At 45.5% G+C, this 24,752-nt stretch carries 18 protein-coding genes; 4 read left to right on the top strand and 14 right to left on the bottom strand.

Annotated features, from left to right (window positions below; all coding sequences use genetic code 11):
* Positions 1–60: 60 nt before the first annotated feature.
* The 7 genes from V6668_RS10940 to rpiA form a co-directional block, all read right to left on the bottom strand.
* Positions 61–774: a class I SAM-dependent methyltransferase gene (locus tag V6668_RS10940; protein WP_338708408.1), complete on the bottom strand. Its 714-nt coding sequence runs from the start codon at positions 772–774 to the stop codon at positions 61–63.
* Between the two features lie 68 nt (positions 775–842).
* Positions 843–1,796 (bottom strand): alpha/beta hydrolase, encoded by a 954-nt coding sequence (locus tag V6668_RS10935; protein WP_338708407.1) that lies wholly within the window; start codon positions 1,794–1,796, stop codon positions 843–845.
* 36 nt (positions 1,797–1,832) lie between these two features.
* The gene (locus V6668_RS10930) at positions 1,833–3,542 is read right to left on the bottom strand and encodes an ATP-binding protein (protein WP_338708406.1); all 1,710 of its coding nucleotides are present in this window, start codon (positions 3,540–3,542) and stop codon (positions 1,833–1,835) included.
* A gap of 15 nt (positions 3,543–3,557) precedes the next feature.
* Complete coding sequence (locus tag V6668_RS10925; RefSeq protein WP_338708405.1) at positions 3,558–4,646, bottom strand: cobalamin B12-binding domain-containing protein; 1,089 nt, start codon at positions 4,644–4,646, stop codon at positions 3,558–3,560.
* Positions 4,647–4,932: 286 nt separating this feature from the next.
* On the bottom strand, positions 4,933–5,394 hold the full coding sequence (locus V6668_RS10920) for a MarR family winged helix-turn-helix transcriptional regulator (protein ID WP_036670259.1): 462 nt from the start codon (positions 5,392–5,394) through the stop codon (positions 4,933–4,935).
* Positions 5,395–5,409: 15 nt separating this feature from the next.
* On the bottom strand, positions 5,410–6,066 hold the full coding sequence (locus V6668_RS10915) for a GNAT family N-acetyltransferase (protein WP_338708403.1): 657 nt from the start codon (positions 6,064–6,066) through the stop codon (positions 5,410–5,412).
* On the bottom strand, positions 6,035–6,706 hold the full coding sequence (gene rpiA, locus V6668_RS10910; protein ID WP_047842431.1) for a ribose-5-phosphate isomerase RpiA: 672 nt from the start codon (positions 6,704–6,706) through the stop codon (positions 6,035–6,037). Before rpiA ends, V6668_RS10915 begins: the two co-directional genes overlap by 32 nt.
* A gap of 510 nt (positions 6,707–7,216) precedes the next feature.
* Between rpiA and V6668_RS10905 the strand changes: the two genes are divergently transcribed.
* Complete coding sequence (locus V6668_RS10905) at positions 7,217–8,959, top strand: methyl-accepting chemotaxis protein (protein ID WP_036610901.1); 1,743 nt, start codon at positions 7,217–7,219, stop codon at positions 8,957–8,959.
* Between the two features lie 79 nt (positions 8,960–9,038).
* Positions 9,039–12,713 (top strand): amino acid adenylation domain-containing protein, encoded by a 3,675-nt coding sequence (locus V6668_RS10900; protein WP_422395276.1) that lies wholly within the window; start codon positions 9,039–9,041, stop codon positions 12,711–12,713.
* A gap of 124 nt (positions 12,714–12,837) precedes the next feature.
* Here the strand turns inward: V6668_RS10900 and V6668_RS10895 are convergent, their stop codons facing one another.
* The 3 genes from V6668_RS10895 to V6668_RS10885 form a co-directional block, all read right to left on the bottom strand.
* Complete coding sequence (locus V6668_RS10895; RefSeq protein WP_237176010.1) at positions 12,838–13,458, bottom strand: TraX family protein; 621 nt, start codon at positions 13,456–13,458, stop codon at positions 12,838–12,840.
* A gap of 77 nt (positions 13,459–13,535) precedes the next feature.
* A complete protein-coding gene (locus V6668_RS10890) occupies positions 13,536–14,177 on the bottom strand; it encodes a GNAT family N-acetyltransferase (protein WP_338708399.1) in 642 nt (213 codons plus the stop codon).
* A 126-nt stretch (positions 14,178–14,303) separates the two neighbouring features.
* A complete protein-coding gene (locus tag V6668_RS10885) occupies positions 14,304–14,777 on the bottom strand; it encodes an RbsD/FucU family protein (RefSeq protein WP_036609525.1) in 474 nt (157 codons plus the stop codon).
* Between the two features lie 231 nt (positions 14,778–15,008).
* Here V6668_RS10885 and V6668_RS10880 point away from each other — a divergent pair, with 231 nt between their 5' ends.
* Both V6668_RS10880 and V6668_RS10875 read left to right on the top strand, forming a co-directional pair.
* Positions 15,009–15,455 (top strand): MarR family winged helix-turn-helix transcriptional regulator, encoded by a 447-nt coding sequence (locus tag V6668_RS10880; protein ID WP_235200756.1) that lies wholly within the window; start codon positions 15,009–15,011, stop codon positions 15,453–15,455.
* A gap of 30 nt (positions 15,456–15,485) precedes the next feature.
* The gene (locus V6668_RS10875) at positions 15,486–16,826 is read left to right on the top strand and encodes an MFS transporter (RefSeq protein ID WP_338708397.1); all 1,341 of its coding nucleotides are present in this window, start codon (positions 15,486–15,488) and stop codon (positions 16,824–16,826) included.
* Positions 16,827–16,986: 160 nt separating this feature from the next.
* Here the strand turns inward: V6668_RS10875 and V6668_RS10870 are convergent, their stop codons facing one another.
* From V6668_RS10870 to yicI, 4 genes are all read right to left on the bottom strand, one after another.
* Entirely contained in the window at positions 16,987–18,288 is a 1,302-nt protein-coding gene (locus tag V6668_RS10870; protein ID WP_047842428.1) for an MFS transporter, read from the bottom strand.
* A gap of 82 nt (positions 18,289–18,370) precedes the next feature.
* Positions 18,371–21,322, bottom strand: coding sequence for a glycoside hydrolase family 3 C-terminal domain-containing protein (locus V6668_RS10865; protein ID WP_338708395.1), 2,952 nt, complete (start codon positions 21,320–21,322; stop codon positions 18,371–18,373).
* Between the two features lie 19 nt (positions 21,323–21,341).
* Positions 21,342–22,352 carry an aminoglycoside phosphotransferase family protein gene (locus V6668_RS10860; protein WP_338708394.1) on the bottom strand — a complete coding sequence of 337 codons (1,011 nt, stop codon included), beginning with the start codon at positions 22,350–22,352 and terminating at the stop codon, positions 21,342–21,344.
* Between the two features lie 75 nt (positions 22,353–22,427).
* Positions 22,428–24,746 (bottom strand): alpha-xylosidase, encoded by a 2,319-nt coding sequence (yicI, locus tag V6668_RS10855; RefSeq protein ID WP_338708392.1) that lies wholly within the window; start codon positions 24,744–24,746, stop codon positions 22,428–22,430.
* Positions 24,747–24,752 lie beyond the last annotated feature (6 nt).

Raw genomic sequence — 24,752 nt, 5'->3', positions numbered from 1 at the left:
ATCTCCCTTCAGACCACACATTAAGAGTGCCGGGTCCATTGTCAGGTCCCGGCAGAGAATTTATTGCTTTTGCACAGCGAAACGAAGCAGTTCACAACGAAATTGTGTCGGTTCATCATACTTTTCCTCTTCAATCGTCTGTGTAACGTGTTCCTGAAGCAGAATATTCCAGCCTTTGTAGGCATCCTCCAGTATAGCAATCGTCTCGGCTGTGGGCAGGTTCAGCTCAATTAATGGTTTAATCTCCTTGCCTGTATTGATTTCTTTTTCCTCCACATTGGTACTCATCGTAATACAATGAATGCCCCCTGTACGAGTTCCGGCCTGTAACCGGTCTATCGCTTCCATGAAGGCTTGCTTATTTGAGACATGTTCCAGACAAGAACAAGCAGCGATATAATCAAAATAGTTTGGCTCCACAGCATAATGTTCAACATCTGCTTTCACTGCCTGCACGATATGATCAACCTGATATTCTTTCGCATACTTGCTAAGTCCGTCTACGGCCTCATCCAGCAAATCCACACCGATGACTTCACTGTTCGTTTTTGCAAGGCGCTGTGCAATCGGTATCGTATGCCTTCCGACTCCGCATCCCAGATCGAGGACACGCAACTCCTCCTTGTGAGCAAGTAGACGTTCCAGCATATCCATCACCATGGGCATGGGCCTCGACATCCAGGTACCAGAGGCGAATAATTCATTATTCTGATAGAAATTGGAATGATAACCTGCCTCTGCTTTTCGTGCAGCCTCAAATTGTTCGTTTCCCATCAAGATACCCCCATCGTTTAGTAAATGATTTGCATCTTCTACTTAATACCCAGATTGTCACAAAAAAATCAATTAAAAGCAGGCGACAGATTTTTCTTCATAAAGGATTCCAGTGCCGCCTCATATCCGGTGCGATCGACTTGAAACGCTGTGCCATGACCCGCACGGGGGACGGTCAGCAATTCCTTTTCGGTTGGGCAGGCTTCATACAACCTGTACACCATTTCCGTTGGTACAAACATATCAGCCTCTCCGTGGATGAATAACACGGGAACGTTAACTTTGGCAAGCTGCTTGAGAGCCGAAGCCTCTCTAAAGGAATACCCTGCTTTCCACCGGGAGATCAGACTTGTGACAGGTATAAACGGAAATGCAGGTAGCTTGTATAATTGCTTCAACTGGAACGTCAGTTCTTCTTCCACGGATGTATACGCACAATCAGATACAATCGCTTTAACCTGAATCGGCAGAACTTCACCACCTGTCATCAGTACGGTTGCTCCTCCCATGGATATGCCGTGCAATATGATTTCCCCTTGTGTACCCACTTTTTCAAGCACCCAGTTGGTCCACTGGACATAATCCTTCCGATCTAACCAACCAAAACCAATGATATCACCTTCACTCTGTCCATGACCTCGATCATCTGGCATGAGTACGTTATAACCATGCTTTTCCGCATAAAACCGGGCGAATCCAGCCATTTCTCTGCCTCTCCCCGAATAACCATGTGCCAGAATAACCGTCTGATTCGACCCTTTATTGGAACCGAGCCATGTACCATACAGTTTTAATCCATCATGTGATTGAAGAGATATCTCTTCTGTAGGCTGAGCATCCAGCCACTTCAGGTCAGAAGCACTGCTAATGATTTCATTGTCCGGTTCAGGCATCAGATTTGGATTATCTACCAAAAACGTTTTTGGCGTACGGCGAATGGCCGTTTTGAAAAAATAAAGCCCTCCTGTCCACAGAAGTGCAAGAACGATCAGTACCAGTACTGCAAGTACGTAGAATAACATGAACGAGCCCTACCCTCTTTCCTTATTAAGATATATTCAATCTTTACTTACTCGTTGCAGTGCTGCACATGCTGCTTGATAGGCGGGTAACAAAGCATCCAGCAAAGGTTCTGCTTTCCGTGATTGACCTTCCTTCGCGAACTGCTCTATCTGAGCAAACAAAGTTGATAAATAACGAATCCCTAGGCTCAAACTCCCTGATTTCAGATCATGGGCTACCTCGGTTGCAGCAACATGGTCACCGGACACAATATGTCTGCGCAGCGCCTCAATTTTGCCAGGTGTATCGGTACGATACATGTCCAACAACATACCAAGGAGTGTACGATCGCCATCGGTGTTTAATTCCGCAATCTCATGTACGATGCTCATATTTAGTACCTCGGTCGGTTCGGATGATTGCTGCCACTTCTCGATCATCTTACTCAAAATTTCCAGCGTGAAGGGTTTGCCAATAAAGTCATTCATCCCGGCTTCCATACACTTGTCTTTCTCTCCCTGCATGACATTACCTGTCATTGCAATGATTGGTGTGGTATGGCGCATTTCATCCATTTCTATCGAGCGGATTTTGCGTGTTGCCTCCAAACCGTCCATCACTGGCATCATATAATCCATGAGAATCAAACTGTATTTTTTGCTGAGAAAAGCAGCTATTGCCTCTTCCCCATTCACTACAGCATCCACTTGGTTTATTCCCAGTTTTTTGAGCTGCAACATAACAAGCTGCCGGTTGATGACATTATCATCGGCCAGCAATACAGATACAGAAGGAGCTTCATCATCCATATCCTGCCCCTGTTGCTCTTGAGCGGAAGCAACAGACTGGTTAGCGGACTGATTACCGTCTTTCTTACCAAGTGTAAGTTCGAACCAGAATGTTGATCCTTCACCCTCCTGACTGTCTACTCCAATCTGACCTTCCATCAGTGTAACGAGCGACTTGCAGATCGATAATCCAAGGCCCGTTCCTCCATACTCACTTGAGCGTCCTCGTTCAGTCTGCACGTAGGGTTGAAATAACTGGTTCTGATCTTCTTCCGAGATACCAATGCCCGTGTCTTCGACTTCAAATCGGATCATTTGTGTAATCTCATCATCTTTCATAAGGGCGACTCGTATCCGCACTGTACCTTCTGATGTGAATTTGTTCGCATTCTGAATTAGATTGATCAGTATCTGTGTAATCCTCGTTGAATCCCCTTCAAGAAGGGTAGAGATTCTGGGGTCACAGTCTATCGATAACTGATTTCCGTTCTTTCTGACTTGGGGTTCGAGCAAACGAACAATATAGTTTATCGTCTCTTGCAGATCCACTTCTCCCAGTTCAAGTCGCATCTGACCCGCCTCAAGTTTGGACAGATCCAGAAGATCCTGAATCAGCTTAAGTAGCAGTTTGGCAGCATCCTGTATAACGGAAACGGAATTCTCCTGTTCTTCAGACAATGGAGACAGCTTCAGCATCTCAGCCATCCCCAATATGCCATTTAATGGCGTACGAAAATCATGACTGATGCCTGCAATAAATGCGATTTTCGAATCACCTGCATCTACTGCTTGCTGACGTGCAGCTTCAAGACTGTTATTGTTCTTTGCAAGCAGACGTTGGAGTGTCACCAGTTCATTATTCATATCCGAGAATTCCGTAAGTGTCCGTTCCTCTTGCTCTTTACTCCGGATCATCTGATCCGATAACTGCTCAATCGTTCTGCGTAGCCTCTGTATCTCTCCGCCCTCATTAGACATCACATCATCCCTCTCTTAATCCCTAACCATATCAAGCTGATTACATGTAGATGGCTGAGCCAGTAATTGTTCTGCAACCGCTACCGCTTCATCGGCTCCTGGAGCATAACCGTCAGCTCCTATCGTTTTCCACAACTCCTGATCAATATTAAAGGGATATCCCCCCACCATAATCTTCACATGTGCCGTTGCCGGATGATGACGGATCAGATGAATCAACTCTTTGGCCAGATGAAGGTGATACGTCATCGTAACTGAAATCGCAACAACATCGCCCTGATGCCGCTCTATAGCCTCTATGACACTTCCATTGGGAACATTGGCTCCCAGATAGTGCGTATCCCAACCTTCCATCTCGAACACATCTGTGAGCATACGCAGTCCGATCTCATGTTGCTCACTGCCTACACAGGTAGCCACTAGTTTTTTATCCTGACCCGTATGAATCAGCCAGCGGGAATAAAGACGTGATATGAATGACTGGGTCGTTGCCGTACAAAAGTGTTCTTGCCCCACACTGATACGATGGCATTGCCACAATCGTCCAATTTCATATTGGGTGGGCTGAAAGATATATCGATAAATATCTCGAATTGTCACCCCGGCTTCTAACTGGGCTTCAATGATCTCAAAGGCTTCTTTCCGTTTATTCTCAAGCAAGCACTGTAAGTACGATTGCGCGGCATCTCCATATGGCATGGATTCGTTGATGTAACCCGCTTGTGACTCCATATGTGTTGTTCTATATATTCCCATCTCCAGATACTCGAGCAGAAGTGCCTTTGACGGATGGTCAAATTCTTCTTCCAATGTCTCTTTGATCAGATTGAGATTAATCGCCAGGTCTTCTGGTGATACCTTATAACCCTCAAGTAGAACTTTCAGCCAGGCAATATAATGAGTAAACAGACCTGGACTCTGTACGAGCGTACTTTCTGCCAAATAGTTCAAGCTATACTCCGAATCCTGTTTGGTTCGCATTTTTCCATTCTCGCCAAATCGCTCAAGTAAATCGGGCTGTCTGAGATACTGTTTCTCCGTTATTTTATCAGCTAAGTTCGCAGATTCTTGGAGCAAACGTTCTCCTGCTTCTTGATGACTCATAGATGCACCCCTCCTCATACCCGCATCACACTCAATCTTCATTCGTGACTAATCCAGAATGAGATTGATGTTAGCTAACTTGCAATCGGGATAGGTTCTTCTACTTGATCCAATCCATCCATTCCGCTCTTAATCGTTATGTTCCATTATACATGAACTTTCGATAATCATGTTTTACACACGATGAATGTATAGAACAATCTTCCTATATTATGGAGGGCCTTGCAAGTCAGTCAGCCAGTATATACCTGTACTTTTCAAGATCCACAAAAAAAACTGACCTGCGTTATGAACGCAAGTCAGTTTTCCCTTCTGCCGCCAGTCCCAGCTTCTTCAACATCTTAATCGCAGCTACTTTCTCGGAAGGGTCAAGTCCTTCCAAAGCATCAATGATGACCTGATGGTGTTGAGGAAATATCTGTGTGAACAATTCTCTTCCTTCCTCGGTTAACTCAGCGTAAATGACACGCCGATCTTCCTTGGATGGTCGACGAAACAGCAGATTTTTATTTTGCAACTTATCTACAACATACGTAATATTACCACTAGACATTAACACCTTTTCACCAATCTTTTGCAATGCCTGTGGTCCCTTATGATATAACAAATCAAGCACACCAAATTCTGTCGTATTCAGTCCGTGACTCTGAATGTCCCGATTGGAACGTGAGGTCACAGAATTGTAGGCCCGAACAAGAACCACGAATAATTGTAAAGACAGTTCCCGGTTGTCCTCCGTGTTCAGCATTTCAATAATCCTCCATCAGTTGTTTACATTTCGGCTCGTATGAGGGGCCAGCTTCTGCTCCCACTCCTCACGGAGCATCCCCATACGAATTGAATCATAGTACTGTCCGCGAACGATACGACACTTCCGCATTCGCCCCTCCACCTGTAATCCGGCTTTCACAGCCGCACGCATCATACGTTCATTACCAGACCAAGTAGTCAATCCAACCCGAACCAAAGGCATCTGTTCGAACAAATGACTTGACCACATGACAAGTGAGCGTGTGCCAACCCCGCGTCCCCACTCGACAGATCTGTATATTACAATCCCCATTTCCAGCCACATGGATAACTCATCTTCTATGTAATAGCTGATTGTACCCACAATTTGTCTGTCGGATTCAATAATACGGATTGATACGGGTCTGGAATCGCCTGGATCTACGTCCATACGTTTGAGCATACCTTGTTCAAAACTTTCATAACTTTCGTGTTTAAGTGGGTAATAGGGTGCATCCCATTGCTTCCATTCAGGTACGTCATCACTGTAGATCAATTCATAGAGTTCTTTCAGATCCTGTTTCTCCACACACCTGAGTACAAGTTCACCATCAACGATTGGCAGTTCTTTCATACGATGAAAATCACCCTCTTCCATATTAAGAACGATGAAGCTCTTCGATACTTCCATCCGCATTGGCAAGAATGACTGTACTAGCCATATCAACAAATAGTCCGTTATCAACAACACCTGGTAACATATTCAATTGAACATTAAGGTCCGCAGCGTGATCAATCGCCTCCAAGTGGCAATCTGCTATCAGGTTTCCGTTGTCTGTCAGATAACGTTGCTGTCCATCCATCCGCCACTGTGGTTGACACCCCAATTTTTCGAGCGCCTGGAAGGTCCACTCAGAAGCAAATGGAACCACCTCAACTGGAAGCGGGAATTTCCCCAACTTTTGCACGGCTTTGCTGCCATCCGCTACAATAATCAATTTGTCACTATTGGCCGCCACGATTTTCTCACGCAAAAGAGCCCCGCCCCCCCCTTTAATCAGGTTAAATTCGGGATCAACTTCATCAGCACCATCAATGGTCAGATCCAGACGTCCAATCTGGTCAAATGGGACGATGGGAATCCCCCATTCACGGGCAAGCTTGTCCGAAGCCTCTGAAGTGGCAACCGCTTGAATGTTCAATCCATCACGTACCCGCTCACCGATCCGGCAGATGGCATAATAAGCTGTTGAACCTGTACCCAATCCAACCTTCATTCCATCTTCAACATATTCTGCCGCACGCTCTGCTGCTATCTGTTTAAGATTCATCTATAAACCCCCGCTGCTCATAATTTGAGAAATGCATATGTAGTTATTATAGATAAAACCGCTTCCGATGTATATCCGTGCCTTCTGTTGCATCTCTGCCATCATATTTTTGTTTTGTTGAAGGATGTATTTTTACCCACCATGTTATAGAATACAGAATGAAGCTAAAAAATGGGAAATTTTAAAATAAACAGTTCTAAATACCTATAAACCATCTGATATGTCCATAAATACGTAAAATATTAAAAAAAATTTAACGATACTATTCAATTTAACGACATTTTATACGACATATTAATTATAGATGTGTTTTAATAATTAGACACCTATGGTTCATACGGTACATAAGTCTCTACGAAAGCGACTGATAAACCAAGACCATGGTCGCATAAATTTCCTTTGGAGGGGATCACGGAATGATCTAGTTCACTGTACCAATGCAACCCTAAAGTTTCTTAATTTAAAGAAGATCAGGAGTGGAATTTAGTGAAATCATTAAGTTGGAAAAGCATGTCGTTTTTCTCCAAAAATTTGTTACTCTCATTTACCAATATCGTTATCATCGGGGTAGCACTTATCGCAAGCAGTTACTATTTTCAAAAAACAGTTCTTGTTGAACAGCTGCATGGACAGGTGGAACAAATTACCAAAAAATGGGCTGAAGATATCAATCCTGCCGAGGTACAAGCTGCTATTACGGAAGGTAGCTATGATGGAGCAACACAAACGAAATTACGAGCGTATTTCGATGAGATGCAAGAATATTATCCTAACATTGCACAAGCCTACATCTTCGGTGTTGAGCTCGGTGGCGATAACAAGAGATTAACTTCCCTTGTAGCGATGCCAACCAACCTAAGAGAGGCTTTTCAAAGTGAGAACGTAAATATTGGTGACATGTATGAGCAGCCGGTCGTTGTAGCCAATGCACTGAAAGAAATGCTTAATACGGATCGCCCAACATTCACAACATTTTATTCCGATGATTTCGGAACATGGACAACCATTGCATATCCAATCAAAGACAGCAACGGAAAGATTTTCTCATATTTTGCCGTTGATGCAGATGCATCAGCCGTACCCGCGGGACTAAACTCCTTGCTCAAAAACGGAATTATCATCCTTGTGGCCTTCTTGCTGTTATTCCTGATTATCCAATACCTTGTAGTTAAAAACACACTTTCCCCTATCCGTCACTTGATCAAAGGAATTGATGACGTAAGTCGGGGTAATTTGAATGTCAACATTCCGACAGGCAAAGACGATCTGGGACTCGTTAACGAGAAGTTCAACACCATGGTTCGCAAAATCAACGATACTATCGTTAAAGTGCAAATCACGTCACAAGAAGTAAATCAGTCTGCCAAAGAGCTATATGAAGTTTCCGAGCGCAACAGTGAGAATGCAGATTCTATCAATAATAATGTAACTCAAATCACTTCCAACATTCGTTCACAGGAACAGGCAACCCGGGATAGTGCACGTGCCATGTCCGAGATGGCTACCGTAATCCAGACGATTGCCAGCAGCTCGGCAAGTGTAGCGGATGAAGCCTATGAGATGGAACGTCGTTCGCAACAAGGTAACAGCGTTGTCCGTCAGGTGTCTGAACAGATGAATCTGATTACGGAATCGGTTAAGAATACCGCTTCTGCCATTGAGGTTCTGGAGAGTCGTTCACAGGAAATCGGCGATATTCTCAATATCATCTCGGGTATCTCCAGCCAGACCAACTTGCTTGCTCTTAATGCTTCCATTGAAGCAGCTCGTGTTGGTGAAGAAGGAAGAGGATTTGCAGTTGTTGCAGGTGAAGTACGCAAACTTGCCGAGCAGTCTGAACAAGCAACCAGCCAGGTTGGCGTATTGATCCAAGAGATTCAAGCTGGAATTAAACAAGCTGTACGTGCTATGGAACAAGGTACGTCAGAAGTAGATACAGGGCTCAGCGTAGCCGATCAAACAGGACAATTGTTCGAAGATATTTTAGAAGCAGCGAAAAAAGTATCTAATCAGATTCAGGAAGTATCAAGCGCGACAGAAGAAATCTCTGCGGGTACGGAGGAAATGACCGCTACAGCGGACGACTTGTCTTCAAGCGTAAGCAAGACAGCAAACAGCAGTGAACAAATCTCCTCATCTGTTGATGAGCAAAAAGCATCTTTGATAACACTGGTAGACTCCTCCACACGCCTTAACAGTATGTCTGAGGAACTCCAAGAATTGATCTCTCATTTCAATGTAAGCAAACAATAATTCAAATCCACAAACATTCGGTTTGAACCAAGGAGGAATAACTGAAGTGATTGAAAACCAACCATCTTCTTCCCATTCCATGGAATCTAGCTTGCCAGTTCTGCAGATTCCACTGGATTTTGGGCGACGTCAACAATCATTCTCTTATCAGTCTGCTCAAATCACATTACATGCTTCTCTGAGCCGTGAACTTAAACAGAAGTATGGAGAACAGATGGTGTACCCGGTACTCCTCTCAGCTTATGCAGCCTTGTTATTCCGATTGTCAGCTGAACAGGAACTTGCCATAGGTATACTTTCCCCCGATCAGGCAGCTTCCTATCTTTCATTACAGATTCAGGGGAAATTGACCTTCAACCAACTATGTCATCAAGTTTCAGAGCAGCTCAAGATTGAATACACGTTGCAAAACGGTGGATACCCTGAATCGTTTTTTATGCTGAATAGTGTACAGTTGCCTCAAGCTCCTCAAATATTAAACTGGAACGTTCGAGATGATCAGAACATGCTCATCCTCGATCTGTTCTATGATAGTTCACTGTTAAAAGAGTCTACCGTGCTGAGATATGCAGAATATTATCAGACTCTTCTACTCGCCCTTGTGCGTGACGGTGAGAAAGCAATCGGTACGGTAGATATTCTTTCCGCCTCAGATCGATTGCTTTACCGTGAAATGAATGATACTTCTGTTCTCGAACCAGAGAATCAAACGGTTCATGGCTGGTTCGAAGCAACGGCAGCGGCATATCCAGATTCACCGGCGATAACATCGCCATCCAAAAGTTATACGTACAGGGAATTGAATGAACGAGCTAATCAGGTTGCACGTGTTCTGTTATCCAATGGATTGCAGAAAGGTGAATTCGTCAGTATCTTTATGGATCGAAGTCTGGAGACGATCATCTCCCTGCTTGGTATTCTGAAGGCAGGTGGTGCATATGTTCCGATCGATCCTGAGCATCCACAAGAACGTAACAGTTATATCGTGGAAGATACGGCGTCCTCCTTCGTGCTGACAACGGAAGCTTCTTATGCCCAAGCTTCCAGCTTGTTCTCCAGTATAGCTACGGTCCGTCAGATTCTCTCTGTGGATGGTCGTTTAGCCGGATTTGCAGCAAGTAACCCCAATCTGGATATTCAGCCGGATGATCTTGCGTATATTATCTACACGTCAGGGTCGACCGGTAAACCCAAAGGTGCACTGATTGCCCACCGGGGTGTAATCAATCTTGGCAGTGTGGTTCAGCGTGATTGTGACATTCAACCAGGTGATGTATTAACTCAGTTTGCTACATACAGCTTTGATGCATCCGTGTGGGATACCATTGGCGCCTTGTTCTATGGAGCAGAATTATATCTGTTGTCTGCGGAAGAACGTGTATCCGTTGAAGAATTCGCAAGTGCAATTGAACGGACAGGAACAACCATCATTACGATACTGCCTACGATTTTCTTCAATCAGCTTGCTTCCTACTTATCCGATGAAGGTTTCCACAAGCTGGCCAAAGTCAGAATCATTACTGTAGCCGGAGAAGCGTTATATGGTGAACAGGTTCGTGCCTTCCAGCGCAAATTTGGAAACCAGATTGATATTGTTAATGTGTACGGACCTACCGAATGTACAGTAGCCACAACTACTCACCGCATCAGTGAGCAGGTTCCTGAACATGTGGTGAACATCCCTATCGGTAAACCGATTCATAACTACAAAGTATACATTGTAAATGAAGAACAACAGCTCTGTCCGGCAGGTGTACCTGGTGAGGTATATATTGCTACCCCTGCATTGGCCAAAGGTTATCTGAATCAGCCAGAACGTACAGCGCAAGCATTCATTGAGAACCCGTTTGCGATAGGTGAGAAAATCTACAAGTCTGGCGATATTGCCAAATTGCTGGATACCGGGATGCTGGAATATGTTGGTCGCAGTGACTCTCAGTTAAAAATTCGTGGTCACCGGATTGAGATCGGGGAGATTGAAGATCACTTTGCACGGCTTGATCAGATCCAGAACGTTGCCGTCATTCCGAAGAAAGAATCCGATGGACAAAATATGCTGGTTGGTTACTTTACATCGAAAGATGGCAGTACCCTTTCTGTTTCGGACATCAAGGCAGAACTGACGGAGAAACTTCCTTCTTATTTTGTACCAAAGTGGATCTGTCAGCTGGATGAAATGCCGATTGCACCAACTGGAAAAATCAATCGCAAAGCGATGGTATCCTTGTCTCATGTGGAACGACATGAAGATCGCCCTGACCGGGTCATGCCTGAGACGGAGACGGAATCCATTATCCTGGACGCATGGAAAGAAATCCTTCAGCACGATGACTTCGGTGTCGAAGACAGTTTCTTCAATATCGGTGGGGATTCACTCCGGGTCATTCATGTACTGGTCATTCTGAAGCCACATTATCCGCAACTGAACATTGCCGACTTCTTTGCCGAGAAAACAGTCCGCGCTCTCGCTCGTCGTGTGGAAGTATTGTCTCTCAGTGCAGCAGTAGTTACGGATTCAGTGGTGACTGATGGCATGATTACACAATTATCCGAACACCCTGTGGAGCTAACATCCCAGTTGGGGTACCCGCTCATTCGCGAACCTGAGCATGTGTTACTGACTGGAGCAACAGGTTATCTGGGCTCTCATGTGCTGCAACAGTTAATTCTGAATTCCAGTACACGAATCTACACCCTTGTTCGTCGACCTTCCAATGGAATAACTGCAATGGAACGTTTGACTAACGTGCTGGAAGGTTATTTCGGCAAACAACTGACTGACCAACTCTCCACTCGCGTGGAGATTATTGAAGGGGATCTCGAACAACCTAATCTCGGCCTGTCAGCTGAACAAAGGGCTTATGTTCAGGATCGAATTGACCGTGTCATCCACTGCGCTGCAGACGTCCGTCATTTTGGCGATGCCGATCAGTTCGCCAAAACAAACGTGGAAGGAACGGTCGCATTGCTAGACTTGATTCGTAGCAAACCAGGTGCTTCCTTCCACCATGTATCCACGATGGGTATTCCGGAAGATCTGGCACTCAGCGGACAATGGGAATCTTCCCTGCAATATGATCGGTTCCCGGCTGACTTGCATGTGGACAACCTGTATTCGGACAGCAAGCTTGAAGCCGAGAAAGTGCTCATGATTGCCGCCGAGCAAGGTGTGCCTGTCAGCATCTATCGTGCAGGTAATCTCACTTGCCACTCCGAAACTGGACGCTTCCAGTCCAATATTGATAGCAACGCCTTTTATCGTATGATCAAAGCAATGTTATTGCTCGGCAAGGCTCCTGCGGCTGACTGGATGGTTGATTTTACACCGATAAACTATGCAAGTGAAGCTATCGTTCATCTGGCCTTACGTCAGGATACCGCCGGTCGTGTATTCCACATCTGTAATCCGGAGCCCATCCGTTATGATGAGCTGATCCGTTCTGTGAATCGGGCTGGTTACGAAGTCGAAACGCTACCTTTCGCCGATTACACACGTTGGTTGTTCGATGCGAGCATCAGCAAAGAGCCGGAAGCTCTTCAGTTGGCTATTGCACAGCTTGAAGGCGACGGTGCGAAGGATTCAGCATATGTCTATGCTTGCCCTGTCACAACGGCTTATGTGGAACCTGCTGGCATCTCATGTGCAAAAACAGATGATCGCTTCATCTCCGCCATGTTAGACTACGCCGTTCAGATTGGATATTTCCCGTCTGCAATCCGGCGCCATAACGGCACTTCTACAGCAATGGAGTAAGTTCCGTGAAGTTCAACTTTAACTAATAGGATACGCAGAAGCCACCTCATCGTCATTCACTGACGAGAAGGTGGCTTCTTTACTTCGCATTTTTCAGACGTTTTAGCATTTCTGGATCAATCTTTTAGACCCATCGGATAATTGCAATGATGGCAAGATGCGCTGGATAGAAATAACGCCAGACCCAACGTGGCCCCTTCATACGGAAACCCGCCTGGTAATACTGAGCAATAGCAATGCCGGCGGTTGCCAGCACACTATACATTTGCACAGAGCTGTTATGCAGCAGAAGATATAGTGCATTTAACAAGACATGTGCCACGACAAGTACAGGACCCTGGAAATAGCGGAATAACAGAACCAATAACAACCCGTACATCCCGTAATCCATTTGGCTAATTTCCATGAACCACCCTGCTCCAATTACAATTGGAATCCCTAGTAGTTTGGATGGCAATTTATCGATAACGAATAATACCAACAGGGCTGACCACAATGTCCACACCACGTTCAGAGAATAATGATTAAAAGCAGCCATGAACGGCACCTGTGATATGATCGCAATCCAGAACAGCCGCCATATGTATTTTTGTACGTCTCGTGTATGTTTATAACCGATATACACTGCAAAAGCATAGATTGGAAAAGCGATACGACCTATGATCCTCAACTCTATAATATGTGGAAAAAAGACAGCCCCTATATGATCAATTAACATCGTGATCATGGCAATCCACTGCATCATGTTGCGACTCCCCTCCCTTGTTGCCGACGACACGAGTGTGCCATTCATTCATATAGTCCATCTTTTGGTGCAAACTCTTATACATTAAGTTCATAATACATGAATTTGGTATCCTGTGCATATCCTTCGGATTCATATAAAGCTTGCGCTAGCTTGTTACTTAACTCAGTTGAGAGTGATATACGAAGAACTCCTCGCTCAGATGCCAATTGCTTGGCTGCTTGCAAGAGATTCCTGGCAATGCCTTGCTGACGATAATCCGGATGCACATATAGATCATTAAGCACCCAGACAGGCCCCATCGATACCGAACTGAAACTGGGATATAGCTGAACGAATCCAGTACAAATTAAGCCTTTCGAGAGTGATCTACCGTTACTTTCATCTGTCCCATGATCACTTTCCGCATCTGTTTCTGCTACCAAAATCACCGATTCATGGCCTTCCATTCGTTCTCTAATATACTGACGTGCTGCCTCAATATCAGCATTTTGGTTGTAGAACATCCTGTACTCATTGAACAAACGTCCCACTTCGTTACTATCAAGAAGACCCGCTTGTCTGATTCGGTGCTGCATTTCACTCAACTCCTCTGGGATGGAGAGCATCGTCTCCCCCTTTGCATTTCTTTCAATTGTAAAACAGTCCTTTCCTTTTCCCCATTCATCATCTGCATCAAAGTTTGTAGTATCTTGAGCAGTGAGATGACGTTCGTTCATGCGCGCTTCCAGATTGCATCGTGCTTATCTAGTCCATGCCCATTCTGTACGTTTTGTTATATTGACTCCGTATTGGTAAAAATAAAAAGGCGACCAAAGCATCCACTGCTCCGTCGCCGTAATTATTCAGTTCGATTCAGCATTCTGCTGTTCCTGACCAGGATCAGCATCGGGGAAAATGACGCCTTTCTTCAAAATCAGATTGGCGTATTGCGCTCGCTCACCAGTTGCAACAATCACATAGGCATTCGAAGCGCGTTTATAAAAATCAAATCGCTCTTCATGATCAAAAGCATCCGTGATGCCTTCATATTCTTCAATCAACCGGCGATAGTCTTCCCATATGATCGGGATCACCTGATCCCCTTTCACAACCTGCATGACAGCAGCGGGACGCTCAGCATAGGTATCCAGTGGATATAATTGCAGGATGGCATCCAACAGTTCAACAACTCCCAGTGCATCACAGCGTACCAGTCGCTTGGCATGACTGGCTGCGGGGAAATTGCCATCCGCCAGAACCAACTCGTCTCCATGGCCCATTTCGGACATGATTTTGAGTAACTCTGGAGGTATTATTGCGGGTATATTCTTTAGCATACACAGCTCTCCTTGGTCATCTCCAACATTAGTTAGAGCAAATTGGTTTTCTCCATTCTTCAAGCACGCCAGATATCGATTTGATAAAAGCGGTTTCATCACTATTCTAACAGTATTTTTGGATGATTGCACAGCGCACACGTACGTTCGATATGATAATATTTCATTTTGACAAAAATACTTGTTTGACATATAGTTGTTATAACAACTAATTGATTGGGACATTTTATTATGGAAGCGAGGTCTAGCAATCACATGGACTATACACTGGAACAATCTGTTGGATTCATGCTGGGTTTCACACATCGTAAAGCTGTAGCTTTACTTGCGACACGATTCAAACCTTATGATATTACGACAGAGCAATTTTCTGTTCTCTTTAATGTTGACCGCGGTGAAGGTGTGAATCAGAAGGAGCTCGCTGCACGTGTCTTCAAAGACCAACCCACCACTGCGCGGATTATTGATCTGCTTGAGAAAAAAGGCTGGGTAGAACGCCGGACCAGCGAACAGGATCGCAGAGCCTATCTGTTATATCTCACCACGGAAGGCAAAGCGTTAATTGATATCCTCGTTCCGATCGAAAGAGAAATGAATAAAGAACTTGCTGAAGGTATATCCGAAGACCAGATGGAAGCATTTAAACATACTCTTTCCCTCATTAACCGCAACTTGTAATGAATCACAACTCAGGGGGAATACATCATCATGAAAGAACAATCTACACAAGTTAGACTATGGACCACCGATTTTATTCTGCTGATGCTGTGCAACTTCTTGTTGTTCTTGCAACTGCACATGATTGTCTCTCCGCTTCCGTCCTACGTTCAGGAGCGATTTCACGCCAATGCATTTGAAGTAAGTTTATTCACCTGTCTGTTTGCATTAAGTGCCATAGCAGCCCGTCTCTATTCCGCGAAAGCACTGGAGAAGGGCCTTCGTAACGCCATGATCTATATAGGCCTGTCCGTAGCCCTGCTGGCAACGCTCGGCTATTATTTTGCTGCTGGTATAGCTGTGCTCTTGTTGCTCAGAATGTTGTTTGGTATCGGGTTTGGTATGAGCAGTACCGCTTTTCCAACGATGGCCTCGGACATTGTGCCCGTCAAACGAATGGGTGAAGGTATGGGTTACTTTGGTCTATCAACTAGCCTGGCTATGTCTATGGGTCCAATCATTGGGGTCACTCTGCTCCAGGGAGCAGGTTTTGTAACCCTGATGTTATGTACTGCGGGTGTGCTCGCTGTGATCTATCCACTGAGTTATTCGCTGACACGCAAAAAAGCAGTCAGAACCGATAACAGTACAACCATCATGCCACAAGCCACAACAAGTGCTTCAGGGTCCAACCCAAAACAGAAGACACCTTTCAACCGCAAGCTGATTCTGCCCAGTGTGCTGAATTGCCTATTATCCATCACCTATGGTGGGCTTGTCGGATTCATCGTTTTGTATGGTAAGGAAGCCAATCTGGCCAATCCTGCGCTGTTCTTTTTGTTCAATGCACTCGCCGTGTTATTGGTTAGACCATTTGCAGGACGGATCTATGACAGTAAAGGGCCAAAAGCACTGCTCATTCCAGGGGCAATATTCGTTGCTGTCGGCCTCATTCTGCTCTCGTATGCAACCTCCATGTCCCTCCTGTTCATTGCTGCCTTTATCTACGGAGTCGGTTATGGTTCCATGCAGTCGTCTCTGCAGACCTGGATGATTCAAGTTGTATCTCCTACTCAACGGGGTATGGCTAATGGTATGTTTTTGAACTCGCTGGATCTGGGTATTGCGACCGGTGCCCTTCTTCTTGGCGCCATTGCGGCCATAACCAGTTATACCGATATGTATCGATATTCCGTGATGTTTATGATTCTGTTCTTGCTTATATATCTGATTCAGGGAAAACGAAGCGGCAGCTTCTCCATTGAACCTCATGCTCTGCTCGCTCATACGCATATTACTGCAACGGAATCACCTCAAGATCAATCCAAGAATTCAGAATCTGGAGCCGGCAACACCGAAACTAACCAGTCGAATAAGAGCAAACACGAATGATTCCTTAAAGTCATTCTGCTCATAGAAACGAGAAACGCGTTTACACCGAGAAAGCAAATCTATCCGCTTTCTTAGGCGTAAACGCGTTTTTTATTGGAACAGCTCTGAATGTTAAACTTAAGACAGCATGGATATGAACGCAGCATTCAGCACCGTCTATCTAAAATGGACTTTTCTTGCGACCTATGGGAGCATACCCTCTACTCGTCTCAATCACATCATTAAATGTTTCATCCTGTTTCTGCTTGCTTCCTGAAGTAGGTTGATCTCCCTTATCCGGTTTAACTGCAAATAAGGTTAGCAATCCGCCCACTGCGCCAGACGCAGCGAGCACACCAAAAAGCAGGAAATGATGAGAACCGATCAGCAAAGAAACGACAGGCGGACCGAGAGATACCCCAATGAATCGCATGCTGCTGAACAGAGCCGTGATTGTGCCCCGCTGTTTTTTATCCACGCCTTCTGTAATCAATGCATCCAGACATGGTAACGTTGCACCTATTCCGGCACTTCCCAATGTGAAAAGACCTACTACAACATAGATATTATCGAATAAACCTATAACGCCAAGGGATACCGTCAGAAGCGCAAGTCCTGTGAAGCCAAGCCATTTCATTCGCGTTTTGTTCTTCCCAATCCACTTCCCTGCCAGGAAAGAAGACAAACATAACGCTGCCAGCGGAATCGCAAGGACAAGTCCTTTAAGTACACCTTTCAGGGCAAATTCGCTCTCCAGCGTCTCGGATAGATAATATAACACACCAAAGATGACAAACATGCAAATACCGCCGATTGCAAACAACGCATACAACCAGCGTCCCTTTTCTTTTAATACGTCACGAATGGAAGCCACAAATTCCGTAAAGGTGGGAGGCTTTTCTTTTTTCCTAGGAGTCTTCACCAGGAAAATAACAAGAACCAGCGAAAGCACACAAAGGATGGGAATAGCCATGAATGGCGCATACCAGAACCAGACTGCCAGCGCTGCACCCAGAATCGGACTTATGACTTTACCAAACGTATTCGAGGTCTCAATGATACCCAGACTTTTGCTTACTTCATTCTCATCATTAAACATGTCCCCAACCAACGGGATAACAATAGGAAATGCGCCGGCAGCACCTATTCCCTGCAATAACCTGCCACCCAGAATGGTCCAGTAGGCTATGTTTCCGTTCAGCATCCATGCTGCCACACCAGCGACAGCACCTCCGACGGCTGCAATAACGAGGCTGGGAATGATAACTGCTTTTCTGCCAAAACGATCCGACAAGTACCCTGCAAGAGGAATAAGCAGGATGGCAACTACAGCGTAGACTGTAATGAGCATACTGACCTTAAATGCAGATACCTTCAACTCACGTTCAATCTGTGGCAGGATCGGTATAAGCATGGAATTACCCAAGGTCATAATTAAAGGGATGGAAGCAAGTGCGACGAGGTCCCACTTTTTATCGTTCATACCACAACCACCTTTACAGATTCTACACACAACAGCATTATTGTGCTTGTTTCGGAGGTTGATTATTCAGGACATGCTACAACTACAACAATCTAAAGTGCCGTAACGCTGCTCCACCTTTGAAGACAATATATAGCTCATTCACCTTATGTGGCGCCTCAAGCAAACACTGAACTGTTGTCCACTTGATATCTTTCCCATTCACACTGCCTCCAGGTCCAGAAACTTCACACACACCGAGCAGTTCGCCCTCCAGTCCTTCGGAACGAATCTCCAGTCTGCCCTCTTCCCCAAAAGCTGCCACTCTGGCTTCAAATCCTTGTACTTCTTGAACAGCATTATGGTTGAAAGCGATCCAAGACGACTGCTCCTCTCGATATAAGGGTTCTTCCGGAGTGATTGCCCGAACTGCCGAACGTCCTTCCAGACATTCATCCAGTAGAACACCTGCACAAGCATCGTAATTCTCGGCAAAGGTAAGCAAATGCAGCGGACGATCCGGAATCGTCTCACCTTCAATTTTAATATCAGCCGACTGACGTATATCTTTAGAAGAACGCCCTGCCAGGATGGCCCAGGTCGCGGCCTCCACACAGTATCGATCTCGGGTAACATCCCATAACGCCAGCTTCTGAACAGGAACTTCGAAACTTATCGTAACACACGTCCCTGCTTTGACTTGAACACGACGGAAAGCAAGCAGTTGCTTCTGAGCACGTTTCACTCGGGAGGTATATGAAGATCCATAGATCTGAACAACTTCATCACTGTCACGTTCACCCTTATTGTGTACCTCCACCTCAATCTTCAATTGATCTGTGGTGGTGGATTCCCCCGAAGCACTGCGACTTACACGAATCGCTTCGTATTCGAATTCGGAATACGTCAGACCATGACCAAATGCATATTGAACCGGTCCTTCATGATACATATAAGTCATGCCATTCTGAATGATGTCATAATCCATCATGTCAGGAAGCTGTGATTCATCTTCATACCATGTCATATTCAATCTGCCTGCAGGGGCATAATGACCTAACAGCACATCTGCAAGCGCGTTCCCCAATTCCTGACCTGCATGTGTCATATAAACGATTGAGCGGGCAATACCTTTCAACTCCTGCAAGGCAAATGGATAACTGCCCATAATGACAACCACTGTATTGGGATTGGCTTCACACACAGCTTTGACAAGCTCGACCTGACTCGGCGGAAGCAGCAGACTTGGGCGGTCAATTTCTTCTTTGCCGTTGATGTATGGGCTGTTGCCAACAACAACGACAGTTGCCTGACTGCTACGTGCAGCTTCTACAGCTTGTTGTATTCCGCTTGTCACAATATCAATTTTGAATGCAAATGGTCTCTGGGTATTGCCTGATGATTGACTTGCGTGTCCAGAATCACCAATATCATTCGGATTTATACCTGTAGCTGTAGATTTTTCTCCTTGTGGCCGTGGTGGTGATACAGCAGACTGTCCCCGATATTCGCTCAGTCCAACAGGAATACCGTTCCACGTCCGCAAGGTGTTATTTCCATCCGTTAGAGGATCTATGCGAACAACTTCCTTCACGAACCAGCCACCAATCTCCGGTGCGTTTGCCTGATAGATGCTTTGCTCGGTTAAGCTAACGTATCGGTTATTGTTCACACTCCTCAGCGTATGACTTCCCCAACCCCAATCCTGATGTACAAATTCGGCGGCTGTAGGTACACTGGCTTCCGGTACAGCGATGAGTGTACCTTCCGCACCCAAGGTTATAACCTGACCGTCTGTTGTCTTCAGCTGAATACGGTCATTCCCATCTGCATACGTTATGTCTGATTGAGGTAGTCGATTACGCAGTCCATCGAGGACGGATACACGATTAGGCAGTGTGCCACTGTACCAATCGGTATAGACAACATCCGCAAGGGGTCCAATCACACTGATTTTCTGCAACGCTTCTGGCTGCAACGGAAGCAATCCATCATTTTGGAGCAAAACAATGGATTCGGCAGCGGCACGATAACTAAGCTTGGCATGTTCCGGTGCACATAATACCGACTCGGGAATAGACGCATATGGATTGAGTCCAGACCGATCTAGTTGTCCAAGTCGCATTCGCACACCAAAGATGTTGCGGATCGCTCTGTCCAAATCAGCTATTTCCAACAGATTCTGGTCAAGAGCCTCCTCCAGAGCAGATACAACAAGATCAACTTCATCTGTAAGACAATCCACTCCTGCCTTCAACGCACCTGCTGCTGATTCGGCATGACTGGTATGATAACCATGATAATTCACAGTCTGTGACAGGTCTCCACCATCACATACAATGAAACCTGGCATCGCCCACTCACCCTTAACCACATCATTCACATATGGACTTTCAATGGCAGGTGTACCATTGATGGAATTGTAAGCTGTCATCATGGACAAGGCTCCACCTTCCACAAATGGTGTCTCAAATGCTTTTAAATAATATTCCCGCAGATTGCGCGGATCGATGCTGGATGAACAATTCAACCGGTCTTTCTCATTATTATTGGCAAAAAAGTGTTTCAATGTCGCGACCATTTTCAGATAAAAAGGATCATTTCCCTGCATACCTTTGACGAGAGCCGCCGACATTTCTCCCGTGAGGACCGGGTCCTCGCCATATCCCTCTTCTGTTCTGCCCCAGCGTGGGTCACGTTCCAGATCAACCGTTGGTGCCCATAATGTTAACCCGTGAACTTCAGGATCACGGTGATGGTATGCCCTCGCTTCATCGCCAATGACTGAACCAATCTCCCGCATGAGCCTTGTATTCCAGGTACTTGATAGACCGAGCGGTTGCGGAAATACCGTTGCCTCCCCTTTCCATGCAACCCCGTGAGCAGCTTCGCCCCCAACGTTGTAGGCTGGAATGCCCAGTCTTGGTACAGCTGCTTCGCGTGTAGGAATTAGTCTGATTTTCTCCTCCGTGGTCAATCGTGCAATCAGATCATCCAACCTTTCCTCAAGTGAAAGTGACGCATCCCACATCGGGTATTGATGATACTCCTTCATCCTTCATTCCCCCAGCGAATTAGTTAAGTCCAAGTTGCTTCCATTGCTCCAGCAAATCCAGCGTGCGCTGGCAATACTTCTGACCATCTTCAGGTTGATTGACCTGATGTTCATGAACGTAGGCATTAAAATACGAAGACAGTATTCGATAGGCAAGCCTGCGTGCCTGTCCTTCAGCGGATGAGTCCAGTGGACGATCATATCCTTCATGAAAAGCCGCTGATTCTAACGACAATATGGCTTCAAACTCCCTGTCTGCAAACATGGAACGATCTCCGTCGATGATGGCCGCAATGTTTAGCTCACCGTTTTCCACATGAACAAGTACATTTGCTTCCCACAGGTCATTATGAACGAGTACCGGACGGGTCACTTGATCAAATAAGTCTTTATTTTTGATGAATATAGCTGCGATCTCTTCTCCCACACCTGACATATAATTGACTTGTGCCGCTTTAAGTGCCGTTTCTTCTACAAAAGAGTGCAGCACCTCGGACCATTGATCCGATCCTTTAATCGTCCCATCCCCCTGTGGCCAGCCAAACGAAGCACCCTCGACCTGATGCATGATAGCGGTATAGGCGCCAAGCTGATGGTACAATCGCTCTTTGTCTATATCTGAAATCGATGCGTGATCCAGCTGCTTACTCGGGATAAACTCCATAAACATGTACGTTCTTGGAATGATCGATCCGCTGTCATCACAAGCGATAATGTTGGGAGCAGGAATGCCTGCCTTACGGTAATATTCATACACAATCGGTTCAGCCGCCATCATCGTACGTTCAAAAGAAAATAGGGGATCACTCGCAGAACCAGCCGCCATCTCACCCCTCTCTGGAGCCAAACGTAAAATCACATCCGTATAGGATGTATGTTCAAGGTGAATCCGATAGGTTGTATTAAAAAGTCCACCTTGCAGGAGACCAAACTCCTTCACTTTGGTATCGCTTCCAAAATTAATTTCTACCAGTTGATGCAGCATCTCTGCTGATATCGTGCAATGCAAACCGGAATTCATTGTACTCATTTCATTCAATCTCCTATCATCGTAGACAAACAGACGGCACCTTTCGGCACCGTCCTTTTCTTTTACTATATCATGTTACAGTTGGATTGTAAGCGCGCTTGCGCCTGTTGCTGCTGTAACAACAACACCATTTGCACCAGACACTTGGGAACCACCTTCAACGCTGGATACACTTTCAATACCGCGAAGTACGATGTTCCAAGGTTTGCCCGCACCTTCAGCACGAACATCCAGCACTGATCCATTACGTGTAACGTTAACTGTCAGCTCCTGTTCAGCTGCTTGGTTCACAACAACCGCTTGAGCCGTTTGACCATCAGCCAGTTCGAACAAGTGCAGGGACACATCATTTGCAAAGTCATAATCCGGTTTGCTATCCACCGCACCCACAGCGATCAGACTGTTTGGCTTAATCATCATTGGTAGTGTTTTAAAGTCATGGTTTTCACTGATCCAGCGTCCACCTTGTACTTTCGCTCCTGTCAGATAGTTCGTCCAAGTTCCTTCAGGCAGGTAATAACGCACATCACCTTCCTTGTTGAAGATTGGAGCCACCAGAATCGAGTCACCAAACATATATTGCGTATCCAGGTTGTATGTTGTTGGGTCCTCTGGGAAGTCCAGCAGCATAGCGCGCATCATCGGAATACCTTTTACCGTTGACTCAACCGCAGAATTGTACAGGTACGGCATCAGGCTGATTTTGAGTTTGGTAAAGTCACGAACAACGTCCACGGATTCCTCGTCAAACAGCCAAGGCACACGATAGGAAGTGCTTCCGTGCAGGCGACTGTGTGAAGATAACAGTCCGAATTGTACCCAGCGTTTGTATACGTCAGGGCTCGCTGTGCTTTCAAAACCACTGATATCATGGCTCCAGAATCCGAAACCGGAAAGTCCCAGTGAGAGGCCACCGCGAAGCGATTCAGCCATGGATTCATACGTGGAAGAACAGTCACCGCCCCAGTGAACCGGGAACTGTTGCCCACCTGCTGTTGCAGAACGTGCAAACAGGGCAGCTTCGTTTTTTCCAATCTTCTCTTCGAGCAATTCAAATACAGCTTTGTTATAGAGCTGTGTATAATAGTTGTGCATTTTAACCGGATCAGAACCATCGAAGTACACAACATCTGTCGGAATTCTTTCGCCAAAGTCGGTCTTGAAGGAATCTACACCTTGATCCAGCAGGACTTCCAGCTTGCTCTTATACCAGTTCACAGCATCCGGATTTGTGAAATCAACCAGAGCCATGCCTGCTTGCCACATATCCCATTGCCATACGCTACCATCGGCTGTTTTCACCAGATAACCGTTCTCCATACCTTCATCGAACAAGTAGGACTTTTCTGCAATATATGGATTAATCCAAGCACAGATTTTAAGGCCCTTTTCTTTCAGACGTGCAAGCATGCCTTCCGGATCCGGGAACATCGCTTCATCCCATACAAAATCAGACCATTGGTATTCCTTCATCCAGAAGCAGTCAAAATGGAATACAGACAGCGGAAGATCACGTTCAGCCATGCCATCTACGAAATGGTTAACCGTTGCTTCATCATAATCCGTTGTGAATGATGTTGTCAGCCACAGACCAAAAGTCCATGCCGGTGGAAGCGCTGGTTTACCTGTTAATTTCGTATAATTATCAAGTACATCCTTAGGATTGTCACCACCGATAATGAAGTACTCCAACGTCTCGCCTTCTACGCTGAACTGAACTTTAGATACATTCTCGGATGCAATCTCATATGATACGCGTTCAGGATGGTTTACAAATACGCCATATCCTTTATTGGACAGGTAGAACGGAATGTTTTTATAGGACTGCTCACTGCTTGTACCGCCGTCCTCATTCCAGGTATCGACGATTTGGCCATTCTTAACAAACGGTGTGAAGCGCTCACCGAGTCCGTAAACGTATTCACCAATACCGAGATCAAGTTGTTCCCGGAAGTACGCTTCCTTGCTTGGACCTGTAATATAACCAGCAGCTCTTTGACCGCTACCTGTAATCCGTTTTCCTCCATACAGGAAGCTAATATCCCAACCGTTTGTTTTGTCGATTTGAACTTCCAGATTGCCGCTTTTCAAAACAGCACCTTGTTCATTTTTTGAGATCTCAACGTTGGCTTCTTGTGTGTTAAGCTCAAATACAGGCCCTTTTTTCACGCCGCCCTTATGGTGATTCAAGGTTACACGAATAACGTTAGGCATTGGTGAGCTGTACGTTGCTTTCAGCAATGTACCGTTCAACGTGTCGCCTTTGGAACGAATATATTTAGTTGCCGCATATACGGTCACAGAATTCTCTTTTTGCACAATATCACGAATGTCAGTCGGGTTTTGAATCTGGTACCCTTCACGAGTCATCCAGAATCCATCAGTAAATTTCATGTTTTC

It is taken from the genome of Paenibacillus amylolyticus (assembly GCF_036894225.1).
Lineage (GTDB): Bacteria > Bacillota > Bacilli > Paenibacillales > Paenibacillaceae > Paenibacillus > Paenibacillus amylolyticus.
The sequence above is the reverse complement of the archived record's forward strand: the minus strand, read 5'-3'. Positions and strand labels throughout refer to the sequence as shown.

Excerpts from the sequence above, each read along its gene's own strand:
- V6668_RS10915 (WP_338708403.1), bottom strand. The coding sequence starts at position 6,066 with ATGGAAGTATCGAAGAGCTTCATCGTTCTTAATATGGAAGAGGGTGAT.
- V6668_RS10895 (WP_237176010.1), bottom strand. The coding sequence starts at position 13,458 with ATGATGCAGTGGATTGCCATGATCACGATGTTAATTGATCATATAGGG.
- V6668_RS10935 (WP_338708407.1), bottom strand. The coding sequence starts at position 1,796 with ATGTTATTCTACGTACTTGCAGTACTGGTACTGATCGTTCTTGCACTT.
- V6668_RS10925 (WP_338708405.1), bottom strand. The coding sequence starts at position 4,646 with ATGAGTCATCAAGAAGCAGGAGAACGTTTGCTCCAAGAATCTGCGAAC.
- V6668_RS10890 (WP_338708399.1), bottom strand. The coding sequence starts at position 14,177 with ATGAACGAACGTCATCTCACTGCTCAAGATACTACAAACTTTGATGCA.
- V6668_RS10885 (WP_036609525.1), bottom strand. The coding sequence starts at position 14,777 with ATGCTAAAGAATATACCCGCAATAATACCTCCAGAGTTACTCAAAATC.
- V6668_RS10900 (WP_422395276.1), top strand. The coding sequence starts at position 9,039 with ATGGAATCTAGCTTGCCAGTTCTGCAGATTCCACTGGATTTTGGGCGA.
- V6668_RS10880 (WP_235200756.1), top strand. The coding sequence starts at position 15,009 with ATGGAAGCGAGGTCTAGCAATCACATGGACTATACACTGGAACAATCT.
- V6668_RS10860 (WP_338708394.1), bottom strand. The coding sequence starts at position 22,352 with ATGAGTACAATGAATTCCGGTTTGCATTGCACGATATCAGCAGAGATG.
- V6668_RS10870 (WP_047842428.1), bottom strand. The coding sequence starts at position 18,288 with ATGAACGATAAAAAGTGGGACCTCGTCGCACTTGCTTCCATCCCTTTA.
- rpiA (WP_047842431.1), bottom strand. The coding sequence starts at position 6,706 with ATGAATCTTAAACAGATAGCAGCAGAGCGTGCGGCAGAATATGTTGAA.
- V6668_RS10875 (WP_338708397.1), top strand. The coding sequence starts at position 15,486 with ATGAAAGAACAATCTACACAAGTTAGACTATGGACCACCGATTTTATT.
- V6668_RS10865 (WP_338708395.1), bottom strand. The coding sequence starts at position 21,322 with ATGAAGGAGTATCATCAATACCCGATGTGGGATGCGTCACTTTCACTT.
- V6668_RS10905 (WP_036610901.1), top strand. The coding sequence starts at position 7,217 with ATGTCGTTTTTCTCCAAAAATTTGTTACTCTCATTTACCAATATCGTT.
- yicI (WP_338708392.1), bottom strand. The coding sequence starts at position 24,746 with ATGAAATTTACTGATGGATTCTGGATGACTCGTGAAGGGTACCAGATT.
- V6668_RS10930 (WP_338708406.1), bottom strand. The coding sequence starts at position 3,542 with ATGTCTAATGAGGGCGGAGAGATACAGAGGCTACGCAGAACGATTGAG.
- V6668_RS10940 (WP_338708408.1), bottom strand. The coding sequence starts at position 774 with ATGGGAAACGAACAATTTGAGGCTGCACGAAAAGCAGAGGCAGGTTAT.
- V6668_RS10920 (WP_036670259.1), bottom strand. The coding sequence starts at position 5,394 with ATGCTGAACACGGAGGACAACCGGGAACTGTCTTTACAATTATTCGTG.